This window comes from Mycobacterium sp. Soil_C_30, from assembly GCF_057656995.1.
Map to the genome: position 1 here is coordinate 128,954 of NZ_JBDGJH010000015.1, position 15,825 is coordinate 144,778.

Annotated in this window: 18 protein-coding genes; 5 read left to right on the forward strand and 13 right to left on the reverse strand. The window is 67.6% G+C overall.

Going from position 1 to position 15,825, the window contains the following annotated elements; all coding sequences use genetic code 11:
* Positions 1–28: 28 nt before the first annotated feature.
* Both AC3A6P_RS24665 and AC3A6P_RS24670 read right to left on the reverse strand, forming a co-directional pair.
* Entirely contained in the window at positions 29–556 is a 528-nt protein-coding gene (locus AC3A6P_RS24665) for a hypothetical protein (protein WP_487694534.1), read from the reverse strand.
* A 66-nt stretch (positions 557–622) separates the two neighbouring features.
* Positions 623–826 carry a hypothetical protein gene (locus AC3A6P_RS24670; RefSeq protein ID WP_487694535.1) on the reverse strand — a complete coding sequence of 68 codons (204 nt, stop codon included), beginning with the start codon at positions 824–826 and terminating at the stop codon, positions 623–625.
* A gap of 122 nt (positions 827–948) precedes the next feature.
* Between AC3A6P_RS24670 and AC3A6P_RS24675 the strand changes: the two genes are divergently transcribed.
* Positions 949–1,878, forward strand: a complete 930-nt coding sequence (locus tag AC3A6P_RS24675) for an AIM24 family protein (protein ID WP_487694536.1) — start codon at positions 949–951, stop codon at positions 1,876–1,878.
* A gap of 10 nt (positions 1,879–1,888) precedes the next feature.
* Here the strand turns inward: AC3A6P_RS24675 and AC3A6P_RS24680 are convergent, their stop codons facing one another.
* Genes AC3A6P_RS24680 through AC3A6P_RS24695 form a run of 4 tightly spaced genes read right to left on the reverse strand, consistent with a single transcriptional unit; the run spans position 1,889 to position 6,152 of the window.
* The gene (locus AC3A6P_RS24680) at positions 1,889–2,989 is read right to left on the reverse strand and encodes an adenylate cyclase regulatory domain-containing protein (protein ID WP_487694537.1); all 1,101 of its coding nucleotides are present in this window, start codon (positions 2,987–2,989) and stop codon (positions 1,889–1,891) included.
* A gap of 3 nt (positions 2,990–2,992) precedes the next feature.
* Entirely contained in the window at positions 2,993–4,264 is a 1,272-nt protein-coding gene (locus AC3A6P_RS24685) for a helix-turn-helix domain-containing protein (protein ID WP_487694539.1), read from the reverse strand.
* Between the two features lie 53 nt (positions 4,265–4,317).
* Positions 4,318–5,097, reverse strand: a complete 780-nt coding sequence (locus tag AC3A6P_RS24690; protein ID WP_487694540.1) for an acetoin reductase — start codon at positions 5,095–5,097, stop codon at positions 4,318–4,320.
* Between the two features lie 8 nt (positions 5,098–5,105).
* Positions 5,106–6,152 (reverse strand): 2,3-butanediol dehydrogenase, encoded by a 1,047-nt coding sequence (locus AC3A6P_RS24695; RefSeq protein WP_487694541.1) that lies wholly within the window; start codon positions 6,150–6,152, stop codon positions 5,106–5,108.
* 128 nt (positions 6,153–6,280) lie between these two features.
* Here AC3A6P_RS24695 and AC3A6P_RS24700 point away from each other — a divergent pair, with 128 nt between their 5' ends.
* Positions 6,281–8,104, forward strand: coding sequence for an NAD(P)-binding domain-containing protein (locus tag AC3A6P_RS24700; protein WP_487694542.1), 1,824 nt, complete (start codon positions 6,281–6,283; stop codon positions 8,102–8,104).
* A 32-nt stretch (positions 8,105–8,136) separates the two neighbouring features.
* A complete protein-coding gene (locus AC3A6P_RS24705; RefSeq protein ID WP_487694544.1) occupies positions 8,137–8,628 on the forward strand; it encodes a DNA-deoxyinosine glycosylase in 492 nt (163 codons plus the stop codon).
* Here AC3A6P_RS24705 and AC3A6P_RS24710 read toward each other — a convergent pair.
* The 3 genes from AC3A6P_RS24710 to AC3A6P_RS24720 are packed head-to-tail and all read right to left on the reverse strand — an operon-like array spanning position 8,625 to position 11,193.
* A complete protein-coding gene (locus AC3A6P_RS24710) occupies positions 8,625–8,888 on the reverse strand; it encodes a ribosomal protein L7/L12 (RefSeq protein ID WP_487694546.1) in 264 nt (87 codons plus the stop codon). The genes AC3A6P_RS24705 and AC3A6P_RS24710 overlap by 4 nt on opposite strands.
* Positions 8,889–8,947: 59 nt before the next feature.
* A complete protein-coding gene (locus AC3A6P_RS24715; protein ID WP_487694547.1) occupies positions 8,948–10,345 on the reverse strand; it encodes an amidase in 1,398 nt (465 codons plus the stop codon).
* A gap of 14 nt (positions 10,346–10,359) precedes the next feature.
* A complete protein-coding gene (locus AC3A6P_RS24720) occupies positions 10,360–11,193 on the reverse strand; it encodes an AraC family transcriptional regulator (protein WP_487694548.1) in 834 nt (277 codons plus the stop codon).
* Between the two features lie 27 nt (positions 11,194–11,220).
* On the opposite strand from AC3A6P_RS24720, the gene AC3A6P_RS24725 reads away from it, so the two are divergent.
* A complete protein-coding gene (locus AC3A6P_RS24725) occupies positions 11,221–11,688 on the forward strand; it encodes a VOC family protein (protein ID WP_487694549.1) in 468 nt (155 codons plus the stop codon).
* 180 nt (positions 11,689–11,868) lie between these two features.
* On the forward strand, positions 11,869–12,288 hold the full coding sequence (locus tag AC3A6P_RS24730) for an HIT family protein (RefSeq protein ID WP_487694550.1): 420 nt from the start codon (positions 11,869–11,871) through the stop codon (positions 12,286–12,288).
* A 96-nt stretch (positions 12,289–12,384) separates the two neighbouring features.
* On the opposite strand, the gene AC3A6P_RS24735 is transcribed toward AC3A6P_RS24730, so the two are convergent.
* The 4 genes from AC3A6P_RS24735 to AC3A6P_RS24750 all read right to left on the reverse strand — a co-directional run bounded on the left by AC3A6P_RS24735 (position 12,385) and on the right by AC3A6P_RS24750 (position 15,822).
* Positions 12,385–12,816: a cupin domain-containing protein gene (locus AC3A6P_RS24735; protein WP_487694552.1), complete on the reverse strand. Its 432-nt coding sequence runs from the start codon at positions 12,814–12,816 to the stop codon at positions 12,385–12,387.
* Positions 12,817–12,882: 66 nt separating this feature from the next.
* Positions 12,883–14,094, reverse strand: a complete 1,212-nt coding sequence (locus AC3A6P_RS24740) for an FAD binding domain-containing protein (protein ID WP_487694553.1) — start codon at positions 14,092–14,094, stop codon at positions 12,883–12,885.
* Positions 14,087–15,076: an amidohydrolase family protein gene (locus tag AC3A6P_RS24745; protein WP_487694555.1), complete on the reverse strand. Its 990-nt coding sequence runs from the start codon at positions 15,074–15,076 to the stop codon at positions 14,087–14,089. The genes AC3A6P_RS24740 and AC3A6P_RS24745 overlap by 8 nt, the downstream gene beginning before the upstream one ends.
* Positions 15,073–15,822 (reverse strand): ABC transporter ATP-binding protein, encoded by a 750-nt coding sequence (locus AC3A6P_RS24750; protein ID WP_487694556.1) that lies wholly within the window; start codon positions 15,820–15,822, stop codon positions 15,073–15,075. Before AC3A6P_RS24750 ends, AC3A6P_RS24745 begins: the two co-directional genes overlap by 4 nt.
* Positions 15,823–15,825 lie beyond the last annotated feature (3 nt).

Sequence of the window (15,825 nt, forward strand, 5' to 3'; positions counted from 1 at the left end):
AGACTGCGGACGGTGCCTGATCTCGGCGTCAGAGCTGCGGGCCCTGGTTGCGCAGTTCGTCGACCTCGGTCATGGCGTTGCGCAGCTTGTCCAGCCATTCCTCGGCATGTTCGCCCACGAGCTTGACCGACCAGGCCAGCGCCTCTGAGCGTGAGCGGGCCACACCGGTGTCGACGAGGGTGTCCAGCACCTGACGCTCCGGCTGCTTGAGCCGGGTCATCACCGGTACGGCGATGTGGGTGAACAGGATTCGCTCGGTGTTGTCGCCGTCGGCGACCTCGACCCCCCAGGAGACTTTCCGGCGGTAGCGGTCTTCGGCTTCGTCGGCGATCCGCATGCGCTCGGAGCGGGTCTCCTCGCGGAATCGGGCGACCCGGCCCGAGGCACGGGCGGGTGTCTCTCCATCGGCAGCGGGCAGCCGCCCGATGACGGTGATCTCTTCCTTGTCGACGGCCACGGTCGGGTCACCGTCGAACCAATCGGTGGGAAGCCGGCCGGCGAACCAGTCGGCAGCGTCGGCGGCATCCGGCTGAGGCCGGGAGTGATGGCGTTTCATGATTACATGATTACACCGTTACAAACGGATGGGAGCGGCGTTCACCGTCAGCGAACGGATCGATTTTCAGCGTTTGAGCAGCAGCGCCGCACCACCGCCCAGCAGCAGAGCGATCAGCAGGACCGTGGCCCAGCCGGCGCCGAAGAGCCACCACACCACGCCGACCGCGATCACGGCCGGAGACGCCACGAACAGCGCCATACCCGGATGTTGCTTCAGGACGGCGAAGGCGCTCTGCGCCCGCGCCCGGTCGATCTCTTTACCCGCCATGGCCTTCAGAATGCCAGCTCAGCCGCGGTGCCGAAGGCCCCTTCGGCGAACCGCGAAGCCATCACCGGTCCGCCTCGGTGTCTTAGGGTGGATGTCCGGCACGTTGTAACCCCTGCGAGGAGATGACCGTGACTGGACCACACCAGGGCAGCTGGCAGCCCGACCCCGAAGGCCGGTACGACTACCGGTGGTGGGACGGGCACCAATGGACTGACCAGATCTCCCACCAGGGCCGCATGGGCACCGCGGCCCTGGGCGCCCCGCCGCCGTCGGAGCAGCTGTCACCGGCTCCCGAAGACCAGACGCCCCAGTCTTTCACCGCCGCGCAGTACACATCCGAACCCCAGACTCCGCAGTCGTACGCCCCTGCGGGCGGTGACGGGTTCGCCGGGATCAGCGGCCCACTGGTGGATGGCCGGTTCAGCGAGAAGGAAGCCCAACCGATCGCCAACCAGAACCTCAAGATGCTGCGGGTGCGCCTCGGCGAACCGTTCATGGCGCGGCAGGGTTCGATGGTGGCCTATCAAGGCAACGTCGACTTCGCGTTCGAAGGCAGCGGCGCCTCGAAGTTCATCAAGAAGGCGTTGACCGGTGAGGGTCTGCCGTTGATGCGGTGCCAGGGCCAGGGTGATGTGTTCCTGGCCGACCGCGCGTACGACGTGCACCTGCTGCAGATCACCAACTCCGGTCTGTCGATCAGCGGCAAGAACGTCCTGGCGTTCTCGTCGAGCCTGGACTGGAACATCGAGCGGGTGCGCGGCGGCAGCATGGCCGCGGGCGGGCTGTTCAACACCACATTCCGCGGATCCGGTTGGGTGGCGCTGACCACCGACGGCCCGCCGGTGGTGCTCAACGCCGCCGAAGCCCCCACCTTCGCCGACACCAATGCGATCGTCGCGTGGTCGGCCGGCCTGCAGACCCAGCTCAAGACCAGCTTCAAGGCCGGGGCGTTGATCGGGCGCGGTTCCGGCGAGGCGGTGCAGGTGTCCTTCCACGGGCAGGGATTCGTGATTGTGCAACCCTCGGAAGGGATTCAGATCCCGACGCAGTAGTCCCGGGCACTCAGGCCCGCCGGGCCCGGAACAGCTTCGTCTCGCCTTTCACCCCCTTGAGGTGTTTGGCGCCGGCGAACGACCACTGGTACCGCTCGGCGTCACCGATCACCTCGCGGGCGGACTCGGCCACCAGCACCGCGCCCGGCCGGGCGGCGCCGGTGACCCGGCTGGCGAGGTTGACCGGGCTGCCGAACCAATCGCCGGCGCGACTGACGGCTTCGCCGTAAGCCAACCCCACCCGCAGCCGCGGGAAATCCTCGTCCGCGCGGGCGGCGTCACAGAGTTCGAGCATCGCGTCGAGCAGCAGCGCAGGGTCGGGACAGACGAGCATGACCGCGTCGCCGATCGTCTTGACCAGGCGCACCGGTGGGACTGCGACATCGCGGGCCATATCGGCCAGGCGATGGGCCAGCCGCTCGAGCTGCTCGGGTTCGACGGCCTCGCCGAGGCGGGTGAAACCGACGAGATCGGCGAAGGCCACCGCGATATCGCGGGCCCCGGGAAGCGGTGCGCCGGCGGCGCGTTCGCTGGCGCTGACCGCCTCGGTTTCCATGGAATGGCGCAGTTGCAGCAGCAGCATGTCGTGCACCAGCTCGCCCAGCAGCGGCTCGACCTGTGTCACCAGCGCCTCGAGTCGCCCCGCGATCTGCAGTTCGGTGGCGCCGGGCTCGAGCACCGCCGCGAGCCCGGTGAAGCGCATGACTTCAGCTGCGGTGGCCAGTCCGTCGGCCAGAGTCCGAGCCACCTGCACCAGGTTGTCGGGCTCGATACCGAGCTCGGCGAATCTCTGTATCACGGAGGCGATCTCACCGTCGGCGCGCAGGAACACCGCCGCGTCGGGATCCTCCACCCGCGGCAGGCCGACCGCCCGCAGCACCCGCTGCACCAGGTCCAGGTCCATACCGGTGGACTCACTGATCTCCCGAGTCGAGACATGAGTGCCGTCGTCTCCGAGGATCCGGCGCGGCGCCAACAACATGGGCGAGAACGATTCACGGATCTGCCCGGCGGTGATCCCCCGCTCCAGCAGCCACCGGATCAGCTCGGCGCGTTCGGAGCGCGTCGGCTCCGCCAGTCCGTCCAGGAGTTCCGCGAGTTCGTCAGCCACGCCTCAAGGTACAACGCGGGCGTCGCGGACCGCGGGTGCCGTCGACGGTGCCAGCAAATCGGCCATGTCGTCGGGGTAGCGCACCTCGACCGTGGCGGTGTCGGTGAACCGATAGGGCCGCCCCGACACGATCCCGGCGAATTGCTTTCGCAGACGCGACATCTCAGCCCTGACGGTGACCACCCGGGTGGCGTCCCCATAGAGATCGGTGGCCAGCTCGGGTGCGGACCGGCCGTCGGGATGGCGGGCCAGGATCAACAGGATCTCGGCGTGCCGCAGCGAGATGTCATGACGCCAGCTGCCGAACTGGCCCACCATCTCCAACGCCGGCGCACCCGAAGCACGCAGATCCAGTGTCACGTTGGCCACGGCGGGCACCGCATCATTATCGGCCACCCGCACCAGCCAGCCACCGGGCAACAGCTCGATATCGCACATGCCCAGCGGCGGCACCCACGCCCGTCCGGGCCGCAGCTCATCCGGCAACAGGATGCGGTTGTGCAGGGGCAACGAATCCACGGCGGCCACCCAGCCGTCGTTGTCGACCGCCAGGGCCGGCGCACCGATACGGGCCAGGATCGGCGCGGCGACGGTGCGCAGCCTGTTGAGCGTGCGGTCATGCTGCTCACGCAGATGCGATTCGGCGAGGCGGGCGACGACATCGACCAACGCGACGGTGGTCGGGTGCACGGTGGCGGCGGGGCCGGAGACGTCGACGACGCCGATGACCTGGCCGGTGCGGGGGTCGCGGATGGGGGCGCCCGCGCAGGTCCACGGATGGTGGCTGCGCAGGTAGTGCTCGGCGCAGAACACCTGCACCGCGCGGTGCGAGGCCAGCGCGGTGCCGATCGCGTTGGTGCCCACCGCGTCCTCACCCCAGTGCGCGCCCTCGATGAATCCGAGCCTGTCGGCGTTGGCGAGCACCTGCGGCGAACCCGAGCGCCACAGCACCCGGCCGCGCGCGTCGGCCACCACCAGGATGTTGTGGCCCTCCGCCACAAGGGATTCCAGCCCACGCGACACCTCGTCGAGCACCGCCATCAAACCCGATGAGCGCCGCAGTGCGTCGACGGCACCGGCCTCCACCACCGGCGGGGTGTGATTGTCGGGGTTGATTCCCTTGGCCTTCATCCGCTGCCACGAATCTCCGATGACCGAGCGGGGCCGCGCCGGAGCGCGGTTGCCCGCCATGGTGGCGTCGTAGACCGCCGACATCAGCCGCGCGTAACTGCGCGGATCTTCGCCGACGGCGACGGCGGGTTCAGGCACGTGCATCGCCCATGATTGTGCTCCCCGTCACAGGCAGGCGCCAGCGCCGCTGGTCAGCCTCACCGGTAGACCAGCCCGCCGTCGATCAGCCCGGACTGGCCGGTCATGTAATCGGCGTCCGGTCCGGCGAGGTAGGACACGAAGCCGGCCACATCATCGGGGGTCTCGGCCCGGCCCAGGGCGATGCCGCCGACGAACTTGTCGTAGGTCTCGCCCTCGGCGGCGCCGGTGAGTTCCGCGAACCGCTTGTCGATCTCCACCCACATGTCGGTGCCCACCACCCCCGGGCAATAAGCGTTGACCGTGATGCCGTCGACCGCGTGTTCCTTGGCCGCAGCCTGGGTGAGCGCCCGGACCGCGAACTTGGTGGCGCTGTACACCCCGAGCATGGCGAAGCCGTCGTGGCCGGCGATCGAGGAGGCATTGATGATCTTGCCTTTGCTGCCCGTCGCCTTGAATTTCGCGGCCGCGGCCTGGATACCCCACAGCACACCGTTGACGTTGATCGACCAGATCCGTTGCACCTCTTCCGGCGTCACATCGGCGATCGGACCCACCAGGGCGACGCCGGCGTTGTTCACCATGATGTCGAAGCCGCCGAGCGCTTGCGCGGCATGGTCGACGGCAGCGAAGACCTGGTCGCGGTCACCGACGTCGGCCACGAATGTGGTGGCCTTCTGCCCGATTTCAGCGACCTCGTCCGCGACGGCGTTGATACCGTCCGGTTGCACGTCCACCAGCGCGATATCGGCGCCGTCGCGCGCCAACCGCAGGGCGATACCGCGGCCGATACCCCGGCCGCCGCCGGTCACCAGAGCTACTTTTCCGTTGAGTGTCATGATGCCCTTCAGATGGTCGGGTCGACCAGAACCTTCATCTTGGTTCCGGCGTGCAGCGCCTCGAAGCCCTCGTCGATCACCTCGTCGATGCCGATGGGCGTCACCCATCCCGTGGTGTCGTAGGCGCCCTGCGCCATCAGGGCGATGACGGCCTCGAAGTCGGCGCCGGTGTAGCACAGCGAGCCCTGGATCCGGGACTCGTTCATCACGAGGTTGAGAAGCGGTGTGGTGAGCGGCTTTTCGTAGATCGCGACACTGACCATCGGGCGCCGGGCGCCGACGCAGGCCAACGCGGTTTCGATGGCCGGTTGCACACCGGCCGCGTCGAACACCGCGTCGGCCTTCTTACCGGAGGTGTGGTCGGCGATGAAGGCGGGCACGTCGGCGGCCGTGGGATCCAAGGTCCGGGCGCCCAGCGCTTCGACCGCCTGTCTGCGGGTTGGCGACGGTTCGACGACGAACACGTCTTCGATCCCCTTGCCGCGCAACGCGAACCACAGCCCGATCCCGATCGGTCCGGCACCGAACACCATGGCGGTGTCCCCCGGCGTCACATCTCCCAGAGTGGCGGCGTGGTAGGCCACCGACATCGGTTCGACCAGCGCACCGAGTTGCAGCGATACGTTGTCGGGCAGCTTGTGCAGCATGCTGGTCGGCACCACGGAGTACTCGGCCATCCCGCCGTCGGACATCAGGCCGTGAAAACCGATCTGCGCGCAGATGTTGTAGTTGCCGGCGCGGCAAGCCGGGCAGTGCCCGCACTTGTAGATGGGCTCCACGGCCACCCGGTCACCTTCGGCCCAGCCCGTCACCCCCTCGCCGATATCGGTGATCACGCCGGAGAACTCATGCCCCAAGGTCAGCGGCAGTTCCTGATGAGTGAGCGGGTGCGGCGCGGTGGGCACGAAGATCGGGCCGGCGTAGTACTCGTGCAGATCGGTGCCACAGATGCCGTTGAAGCCGACCTTGAGTTTGACGGTGCCGGGCGTGGGCGCCGGTTCGGGGACATCGGCCACCTCGACCTTGTTCGGTCCGTAGTACACAGCTGCTTTCATGCGACTTGTTCTATGTGACCGCGACCACACCCCGAAAGAGTTGCAGGGGGTTGCGCCCGCCGGCACGTCGACGTTGCAACGTGACGCAACTCTTGTGAGCAGGGTGTTCGCGGTGTGCCCTGGGTCACATGACTTCCACTCTTGAACCCCCCGCCACCGTCCTCACGCCCCAGGAGCGCGTCGACGCCTGGCTCGCCGATTTCGAGACCGCGCTGGCCGTCCGCGATATCGAGCGCGCCGTGAGCAAGTTCGCTGTCGACAGCTTCTGGCGCGATCTCGTCGCTTTCACCTGGAATCTCAAGACCGTCGAGGGCCGCGACGCGATTGCCGACATGCTGGAATCCCGGGTGGCCGGAACCGAACCCTCACGGTTCCGGACCCGGGAGACCCCGACCGAGGAGGGCGGCGTCACGTCGGCCTTCATCGAGTTCGAGACGGCGGCCGGACGCGGCGTCGGGCACCTCCGCCTCAAAGACGACCAGGCCTGGACCTTCCTGACCGCACTGCAGGAACTCAAGGGGCACGAGGAGCGCAAAGGCCCCAACCGCGTCCTGGGCGCCGTCCACGGCAGCGATCCCGACCCGAGGTCCTGGGCCGAGAAGAAGGCCGCCGAAGACGAGGCGCTGGGCCGGACCGAACAGCCCTACATCCTGGTCGTCGGCGGCGGTCAGGGCGGTATCGCGCTGGGGGCGCGGCTGCGCCAGCTCGGCGTGCCGGCCATCGTCGTGGACAAGCACGAGCGTCCCGGCGACCAGTGGCGCAAACGCTACAAGTCACTGTGCCTGCACGACCCGGTCTGGTACGACCATCTGCCCTACCTGCCGTTCCCGCAGAACTGGCCGGTGTTCGCGCCGAAGGACAAGATCGGCGACTGGCTGGAGTTCTACACCCGCGTGATGGAGGTGCCGTACTGGTCGAAGACCACCTGCCACTCGGCCGTGTTTGATTCGGGTCCTGACGGCCCCCGCTGGACCGTCGAGGTGGACCGCGACGGCGAGAAGCTGACGTTGCACCCGACGCATCTGGTGCTGGCCACCGGGATGTCCGGCAAACCGTCCATCCCGACGCTGGACGGCCAGGATGTCTTCCGTGGCGAGCAACACCATTCGTCGGCACATCCCGGGCCGGACCGCTACGCCGGTAAGAAAGTGGTGGTGATCGGATCGAACAACTCGGCCCACGACATCTGTAAAGCACTGGTGGAAAACGGTGTTGACGCAACGATGGTGCAGCGGTCGTCGACGCACATCGTGAAGTCCGATTCGCTGATGGATCTGGGCCTCGGCGATCTGTACTCCGAGCGCGCGCTGGCCGCAGGCATGACCACCGAGAAGGCCGACCTGACATTCGCCTCACTGCCGTACCGGATAATGCACGAGTTCCAGATCCCGATCTACGACGCCATCCGCGAGCGCGACAAGGAGTTCTACGAGCGGCTGGCGGCAGCCGGTTTCGAATTGGATTGGGGCGACGACGGTTCCGGGCTCTTCATGAAGTACCTGCGGCGCGGCTCGGGGTACTACATCGACGTCGGCGCCTGCGACCTGGTGGCCGACGGGACGATCAAGCTGGCGCACGGACAGGTCTCGCATCTGACCGAGGACGCAGTGGTACTGGCCGACGGCACCGTGTTGCCCGCCGATGTCGTGGTCTATGCGACGGGCTACGGCTCGATGAACGGCTGGGCCGCCGACCTGATCGGTCAGGACGTCGCCGACAAGGTGGGCAAGGTCTGGGGCCTGGGCAGCGGCACCACCAAGGATCCCGGGCCGTGGGAGGGTGAACAGCGCAACATGTGGAAGCCCACCCAGCAGGAGAACCTGTGGTTCCACGGCGGCAACCTGCACCAGTCCCGGCACTACTCGCTGTACCTGGCCCTGCAGTTGAAAGCCCGCTACGAGGGCATCCCGACACCGGTCTACGGGCTGCAGGAGGTGCATCACCTCTCGTGAGTTTCGAGGAGTCACTCTGATAGAGAGGAGGTATGTGCACACCGGAAGTCGTGGGTCTGCCGCCGATTGTCGGCGGCAGACCCACCCGGTTGTTCCTCGGCAATGCGCCCAGCGTGTTGTCGTTGAAAAGCCGGCAGTACTACGGCAATCCGCGCAACGGGTTCTGGACCATAACCGGTGAGTTGTTCGGCTTCGACCCGTCGGCACCGTATCCCGAGCGCACCGCCGCGCTGATCGCACACGGTATCGCGGTCTGGGACGTCCTGAAGTTCTGCCGTCGCACCGGCAGCCTGGACTCCGCAGTGGAACGAGACAGCATGGTGGCCAACGAGTTCGCGGCGTTCTATCGCCGACACCCCAGCATCGAGCAGGTGTTCTTCACCGGCGGCGCGGCCGAGGCGAACTACCGCAGGCTGGTGGGCTTCGACCCGCGCCTGATCTATCGCCGGCTGCCGTCGACCAGCCCGGCGCACACCATGCCGATCGCCCACAAGCTCGCGGTGTGGCGAGACGGGTTGGGCTAGAGACCGTCGACGATGTCCTTGGCCTGCTTGAGGCCCATCCCGGTTTCCTCCCGGAGCAGTTTGATGGCCTCGAGTTTCCTGCCCTGCATCACCAGGTTCAACACGTTCGCGCTCGCCCACATCTCGGCGGGTTCACTCGCCATCGGTCGCGGCGAGGCCGGCGATCCGGTGAAAGCGGCCCGTTCCAGGGCGACGACCCGGCGCTCCAGATCCTCGATGCGGTGTTTCAGATCGTCATCCGAGCTACCGAACAGAGCCATGAGCTCAGTGTGACTCGCTCGCCGGGGAACGCGCAGGGTTGTGCCGAAAACGCGGGGTGTCAGCTGACCGGTGGGCGGCGATCCGCCCACGGGCGGTCGGCTTCGATCTCGGCGCTCAGCGACAACAACGTCGCCTCGTCGAAGGGCCGACCGACCAGCTGGATGGACAGCGGCAGGCCGCTGCGGTCCAGTCCCCATGGCACCACCGCCGCCGGTTGCCCGGTGGCGTTGAACGCCGCCTGATACGGCGTGCGCGCTCCCACCAGAGCCAACGTCGAGACCGCCCCGAGCCTGCGGTACGCCCCCACCCGGGACGGACCGGTGGCCGTACCGGGGGTGATCACCACGTCGACGTCGTCGAAGATCGCCATCACCCGTGCGGACACTTCCGCTTCGGCGGCCCGGATCTTGGCGATGCGGGTGTCGGAGAACATCCGTCCGATCCTGGCCATCCCGCGGGTACGGGAATCGAGACGTTCGGCATGCGGCAGTGCGCGCACGTCGTCGTAGATGCCGCGGAAGAAGCGTGGCAGCACATGCCCGTACGCCGCCGTTCGCGGGTAGTCGATCTCACGCATCACCACGTCGTGGCCGAGCTCTTTGAGAACAGCGCCCGCCTGGTGTACCGCAGCGCGCTGCTCGGCGTCGCGGTAGGCGCTGACCATCGGAGGAATGTTGGTGCTCAACGCGATTCGCAGCCGATTGGGTGGTCGCGACGCGGCCCGCACGAACCCGCCCTGAGGACCCGGCATCGCCTTGTCACAGGTGACGTCGAGGAACAGGGCCGCGTCCTCCACCGTGTGCGCCATCGGGCCGTACACCGACATTCCGCACCAGGCGTCGTCGTGCGGGGCCAGCGGTACCCGGTCGCGTTGCGGTTTGAGTCCGTACAACCCACACCACGTCGACGGGATCCGGATGGACCCGGCACCGTCGGAACCCAGCGCCATCGGCGCCAAGCCGGCCGCCACGGCGGCGCCGCTGCCACCGCTGCTGCCGCCCGGAGTGCGGGCCAGATCCCACGGGTTGTGCGTCGCCCCGAAGGCGACGGTCTCGGTGAACGGCCAGATCATCATCTCCGGTACCGCCGTCTTGCCGAGGAGCACCGCCCCGGCTTCACGGAGAAGCCGCACCACCTCAGCGTCTTTCGTCGGTGCGGGTCCGTGTGCGTTGCTGCCATACGTGGTGGTGGCGCCGGCGACGTCGACGTCGTCCTTGATCGCGATCGGCACGCCCAACAGCGGCAACCGCTCCCCCGCGTCGAGGCGCTGCTGCGCGGCCTCGGCTTCGGCGCGCGCGGACTCGGCGAACACCACCCGGTATGCCCGCAACTCAGGGTCGAGCCGCTTGATCCGCTCCAGGTACAGCTCCGTCAGGGCGGGCGCGGTGAGCGCTCCCGCGGCCAGCATGCGCGCCTGCTCGGCGGCGCCGGCGAAGGCCAACTCGATGTTGTCCATCGGCGCAGCGTAACTCAGGCGCCGTGCCGGGCCACGTATTCGCCTGGGGCGCAACCCAGCATGGCGCGGAAATCGTGGGTGAAGTGCGCCTGGTCGTACCAGCCGTGCCGCACGGCCAGTTCGGCCAGGTCGACGTGGGGTTCGGTCTCGAGGTGCAGCGCCGCGCGCTGCAAGCGGTATCGGCACAGCACCCACTTCACCGGCACCCCGACGTAGCGCTTGAAGACCTTCTGGGTGGTGCGGGCGCTCCACGGCGAACGCTCCATCACCTGATCCACCCGATGCACGCCGGCGTCGTCGACGATCCGGTCCAGCAGGGCCCGAAGCGCCCGATAGGCGGGGTCGGGTCCTGCGGTGTGGTGCGCGATCGCGGTGTCCAGTTGTGCGGCGGCCCGCTCGCGGTCGTCGTCGACGCGCAGCGGGTAGCCGAACAGATCGTCGTCGACCGGCAGGGTCAGGCCGGTGTACTCGGATGCGTCGCGGTCGAAGCGGGCGGCGAATCCACCGGGATAAAAGCGCGCCCCCACCACCGTTCCCTGGCGATGCAGCGTGGTGTCGAAGACGGTGCCGACGACACCTTGCACGAGGGTGCTCGGCAGTGCATGACCGTGGCGCGGCTGGTCGGTTCCCCATTCGTGGGTGAGGTGCATGACGGGGAAGGTGATCACCGTGCTGTGGTGGCTGACGCCCTGGGACAGATCCCAGTGGACCGACCAGAAGTGCTCGACGTACTCGGCGGCCTCCGGTGACGGCGCCCAGCGGCGCAGCTCGAACTGGTCCGCGGAGTTGGCCCGGCCCACGATCCCTTGTTGAGGGCCGAGCTGCGGCGCGTTTTTACAAGCGTCCACCTGCCTCACCCTACGAAACTGGGCGACATGAGCGTTTCACCGATTCCCACCGGCTACACCAGTCTGACTCCGTTCCTCGTCATCAACGGGGCTTCCGCGGCCATCGACTTCTACACCTCGGTGTTCGGCGCCGAGGTGACCGAGCGGATGGACGGACCCGACAACCTGGTGGCCCACGCTGAACTGGACTTCGGCAACGGGCGGTTGCAGCTGTCGGATCCGAACCCGAAATTCGGGCTCGAGGCGCCCACGGTTGGCGAGCTCGTCACGCATTCGATCGTGTTGTACTGCGCCGACGCCGATGACGTGGTGGCGCGCGCCGACGCTGCGGGCGCCACGATTCGGGAGCCGCTGTCGACGTTCGTCACCGGCGACCGGTTCGCCTCGATCGTCGACCCGTTCGGGCAGCGCTGGGCGGTGATGACCCGGGTCGAGGACGTCAGCCCCGAGGAGCGAGACCGCCGGCTGGCGGAGTGGTCGTCGGAGAACCTCTAGTCGAGCGACCGATCCGGCCGAGGCACGAGGCCGGTGAGGAGCGAGACAATCCAGCCCTAGTCAAGCGACCGATCCGGCCGAGGCACGAGGCCGGTGAGGAGCGAGACAATCCAGCCCTAGTCGAGCGACCGATCCGGCCGGGCCCGGCGTTCGGCAGGCGGTATTGGTTACCGTGGCCTGATGTCTTGCGTGTTCTGTGCCATCGTCGCCGGCGAGGCCGACGCCATCCGGGTCTACGAGGACGACGACTATCTGGCGTTTCTCGATATTCGGCCCATCGTCCGAGGTCACACGCTGGTGGTGCCGAAGCGCCACACCGTGGACCTGACCGACACCCCGGCCGATACCGTCGCCGGTCTGGTGCGGGTGGGACAACGCATCGGGCAAGCCGCGCGGGCCTCGGACCTGGCCGCCGACGGCAACAACATCGTCATCAACGACGGCAAGGCCGCGTTCCAGACCGTCTTCCACCTGCACCTGCACGTCGCACCCCGGCAGGAGGGCGACAAGCTGTCCTTCGCCAAGGGTTTGGTGGTGCGCCGCGATCCGGACCGGGAAGGCACCGGCCGGATCCTGCGCGACGCCCTGGCCCGGCTGTAGCACCCTTCGCGCTTGGCGCTTGGCGCGAGCGCGCGTGTTTGTACGTTGTGGCTCGGCGTGTTGTGCACAGACACGCGCGCTCGCGATTGAGGTGGGTCAGGCCAGGGTCAGTGGGGCGTTGGCGGAGTTCAGGTGCTCCACGGTGGTGAACACCAGCTCCTCGGTGCCGGCGTTCTCGATGTCGTGCAGCAGGAACTCCCCTTCGGCGAAGCTGAAATGCCGTGTCTCACCGGCGTTGTAGGACACTTCGCGGGTGGTGCCGTCGGAGGTGTGCTGGAGACTGCGGCCGGCGTTCACCGCGGTCCAGAAGTAGTCCAGCACATGGCGGTGGACGTGGAAGCGCTGCCCCGGCGCCAACCGGATCTCCCAGACCCGCACGCGGTCGTTCTCCGACAGCAGTCGCGAACCGACGTGCCCGTCGTACGCGTAGGTCTCGAACTCGGCCTTGAGCTCGTCGCTCCAGCCCTCGAAATTCTCGGCGATCAGCGTTCCGGCCAGCGGGGCGTCGGTGAGGAACTCAGTTGTCATGCTCTCTCCTTTGTGTGTTTTGGGCGCGCTCGTAACCGCTCAGCGGTTACGAGCGCGCCGAAATCGCTACTTGCCGGGGCCGTAGAGGCCGAAGCGAAGGTCGGGGTCGCCGGGGGTCCAGGTGCAGTCGAACTGGGAGCGGGTGCCCATCGCCTTGACGCGGTGCAGCAGCCGCTGCCCGAGCTCGAGTTGTCCCGGTTCCCATTTGGCCAGTGCGTCGGCGACGTTGTCGGCCTCGGCCAGTGCGTCGAACAGGGCCCAGGCGTTGGCGGCGGCCTTCGCGGTGCCGGCCGCTGCATGCGGGCGGGCGGCGCTGGCCGCATCACCGATGAGCGCCACCCGGCCCATCGCCATCCGGCTGGTACCGGCGTCGTACACCGCCTGCAGATACGGCTGCTCGGTGCGCACCACCACTTCGGCGGCCGCCGGCGCCAGCAGTTCGATTGCCGCTGTGCGCATCTCGTCGACGAAACGATCCTGCACCGCACCGGGATGCAGGGACACCTTCGCGGCGAAGCCACGCTTGTCGGTCATCAGCTCGTCGAGCTCATGTCCCTCGGCCACATTGCGGTACCAGACGTAGTTGAGCAGCCGCTCGCCCACCGCCAGTCCACCCTCGTTCGACGGGATGGGATAGACGTTGATGTGGGTGTGCGGTGCCACGCTGTAGCTGATCGCGTCGTGCAGCAGCTCGAATGTTTCAAGCGAGACATCTTTTTCGAGGACGGTGCCGCGCCAGCCGACGTAGCCGGAGTACTCCAGCTCTGATTCCGGGGAGATGCGCCGCCGGCTCGGTGAGGTGATGCCGTCGGCGAACACCACCAACGCCGCGCGTTCCCGCAGTCCGGAGGCGAAGCGCACCTCCACGCCGTCGTCGTCTTCGTCGAACCCCGAGGCGTACTCGCCGAGGTGGTAACGCTCGGTGCCGAAGTCGGCCAGCAGCGCCCGGTAGAACGTTCCCCATGACGTGTAGCTCCACGGGGCGTTGTCCCGGTGCACGACGTTGTTGTCCGAATCCAGGTACTGCACGTAATGCGTTGACGTGCTGACCTGTTCGGGATGCTGGCTGCTGCATTCGGCAAACCAGCGGATGGTGTCCGGTTGCAGCACGATACCGCCGCCGCGGCCGTCGAGGCTGGTGGGCGTGCGTTCGTAGACGTCGACGTCGAAGCCGAGACGACGCAGCAGCAGCGCCGCGGTCAGGCCGCCGATCGAGCCGCCGATGACCAGAGCCCGGTGCCCTGACCAATCGTGGCGGGTGTTCACTTCGTCAGTCATCGTTATCTCCTTCGAGCTTGAGGAAACGACGGGCGTTGGCTTCCAGAACGTCGTCGTCGAGGCCAACGCTGCGCGGAAGATCAAGGGGCCGTTCGACACCCATGTCGAACGGGTAGTCGCTGCCGCACACCAGATGGGTGGGGTCCGCATGCGCCCGGAGCAGGTCCAGCGCCGGACCGTCGTGGGTCAGCGTGTCGAACCACAACTTCGTGAAACCCTCTCGAGGAGCCGCGGTTCCGGCGCTGCGGACATCGGCGCGCTGCTCCCAACCGTGCTGCCAACGGCCCAGCAGCGCCGGCGCGCAACCACCGCCGTGCAGCAACACGATCCGCAGGTTCGGCAGTTCGTCCACCACGCCGCCGAGTACCAGGGACGCGGCCGCGGTTGCCGTCTCGGTGGGATTGCCGATCAGGTTCGCCAGGTAGTACGACGGCCATTCCGGCCTGGGCAGTTGCATGGGATGGACCAGCACCGCCAGGTCACGTTCGGCGGCGATGGCCAGGATGTCGCGCATGGGTGAGGCGTCGAATGACGTGGTGCCCAGCAAGGGCGGGACGGCGATTCCGCGCAGGTGTTCGGTGAATGTCTCCATCTGCTTGCGGGCGGCGTCGGGATCGTGCAGCGACACCAGGCCCAGCCCCAGCAGGCGGCCGTCGCTGTCCCGGCAGACCTGTGCCACAGCGTCGTTGAACGAGCCCACGTACTCGTCGATACCTGATGTCAGCTCCTCAGAGGAGACCACCGGGAAGGCGAACGGCGGCGCCGAGAGCACCCGCGCCCCCAGACCCGCGGCGTCGGTATCGGCCAGCACCCGCTGCGGATCGCTCATCGCTTCCGTCGCGATGGACAGCGGCAGCTCCCCCAGGTGCAGTTGCCCGTCGCGGCCGTTGAGCGCGGGCAACGGAGACCCGGGCGGCAGGCCGAACAGCTTTTCGGGCAGCCAGTGGGCGTGGACATCGATCACGCCTTTTCGCAGGGTCATGCCAGCGCCGCCTGCCGTGCTTCCAGACGCTCGAACCGTGCCAGCACTTCGGCCTGTAGCACCGCGACCGCCGGGTCAGAGGCCTTACGCGGCCGGGGCAGGTCCACGTCGATGATCTCGTGGATGCGCCCGCCCGGCTCGAGAACCACGATGCGGTCCGACAATTGGACGGCCTCGGTGACGTCGTGGGTGACGAACATGACGGTGCGACGCGATTCGAGCCAGATGCGCTCCAGGTGCTCACGCAGGGTGCGTGAGGTCATGGCATCCAGGTGAGAGAACGGCTCGTCCATCAGCAGCACATCCGGTTCGACGGCGAACGCCCGGGCGATGCCGATGCGCTGCTGCTGACCGCCGGACAGCTGCGACGGGTAACGGTCGGCGCAATGGGACAGGCCCACCAGGTCCAGGTAATGCCGCGCGCGTTCCTGCCAGCCGGCCCGTTCGTGTTGCACGAAGCCGAGATTGGCCATCACGGTGCGCCACGGCAGCAGCCGCGGATCCTGGAACACGTAGCCGACGCGGGCATCACGATTGCCCGAACGCAGGCTCACGGTACCCGAGGTGTGCGTTTCGATGCCGGAGACGATGTTGAGCAGGGTGGTCTTACCGCTGCCGGACGGACCGACGACGGAGACGAACGTCTCGCCCGAGATGGTCAGGTCGATGTTGTCGATGACGCGGGTGCGGTTGCCCTGCCGGTCATGGAAGTCCTTGACCAGATCACGAATTTCGATGGAAGCCATGAG

Excerpts from the sequence above, each read along its gene's own strand:
- AC3A6P_RS24665 (WP_487694534.1), bottom strand. The coding sequence starts at position 556 with ATGAAACGCCATCACTCCCGGCCTCAGCCGGATGCCGCCGACGCTGCC.
- AC3A6P_RS24670 (WP_487694535.1), bottom strand. The coding sequence starts at position 826 with ATGGCGGGTAAAGAGATCGACCGGGCGCGGGCGCAGAGCGCCTTCGCC.
- AC3A6P_RS24675 (WP_487694536.1), top strand. The coding sequence starts at position 949 with ATGACCGTGACTGGACCACACCAGGGCAGCTGGCAGCCCGACCCCGAA.
- AC3A6P_RS24685 (WP_487694539.1), bottom strand. The coding sequence starts at position 4,264 with ATGCACGTGCCTGAACCCGCCGTCGCCGTCGGCGAAGATCCGCGCAGT.
- AC3A6P_RS24690 (WP_487694540.1), bottom strand. The coding sequence starts at position 5,097 with ATGACACTCAACGGAAAAGTAGCTCTGGTGACCGGCGGCGGCCGGGGT.
- AC3A6P_RS24695 (WP_487694541.1), bottom strand. The coding sequence starts at position 6,152 with ATGAAAGCAGCTGTGTACTACGGACCGAACAAGGTCGAGGTGGCCGAT.
- AC3A6P_RS24700 (WP_487694542.1), top strand. The coding sequence starts at position 6,281 with ATGACTTCCACTCTTGAACCCCCCGCCACCGTCCTCACGCCCCAGGAG.
- AC3A6P_RS24705 (WP_487694544.1), top strand. The coding sequence starts at position 8,137 with ATGTGCACACCGGAAGTCGTGGGTCTGCCGCCGATTGTCGGCGGCAGA.
- AC3A6P_RS24710 (WP_487694546.1), bottom strand. The coding sequence starts at position 8,888 with ATGGCTCTGTTCGGTAGCTCGGATGACGATCTGAAACACCGCATCGAG.
- AC3A6P_RS24715 (WP_487694547.1), bottom strand. The coding sequence starts at position 10,345 with ATGGACAACATCGAGTTGGCCTTCGCCGGCGCCGCCGAGCAGGCGCGC.
- AC3A6P_RS24725 (WP_487694549.1), top strand. The coding sequence starts at position 11,221 with ATGAGCGTTTCACCGATTCCCACCGGCTACACCAGTCTGACTCCGTTC.
- AC3A6P_RS24730 (WP_487694550.1), top strand. The coding sequence starts at position 11,869 with ATGTCTTGCGTGTTCTGTGCCATCGTCGCCGGCGAGGCCGACGCCATC.
- AC3A6P_RS24735 (WP_487694552.1), bottom strand. The coding sequence starts at position 12,816 with ATGACAACTGAGTTCCTCACCGACGCCCCGCTGGCCGGAACGCTGATC.
- AC3A6P_RS24740 (WP_487694553.1), bottom strand. The coding sequence starts at position 14,094 with ATGACTGACGAAGTGAACACCCGCCACGATTGGTCAGGGCACCGGGCT.
- AC3A6P_RS24745 (WP_487694555.1), bottom strand. The coding sequence starts at position 15,076 with ATGACCCTGCGAAAAGGCGTGATCGATGTCCACGCCCACTGGCTGCCC.
- AC3A6P_RS24750 (WP_487694556.1), bottom strand. The coding sequence starts at position 15,822 with ATGGCTTCCATCGAAATTCGTGATCTGGTCAAGGACTTCCATGACCGG.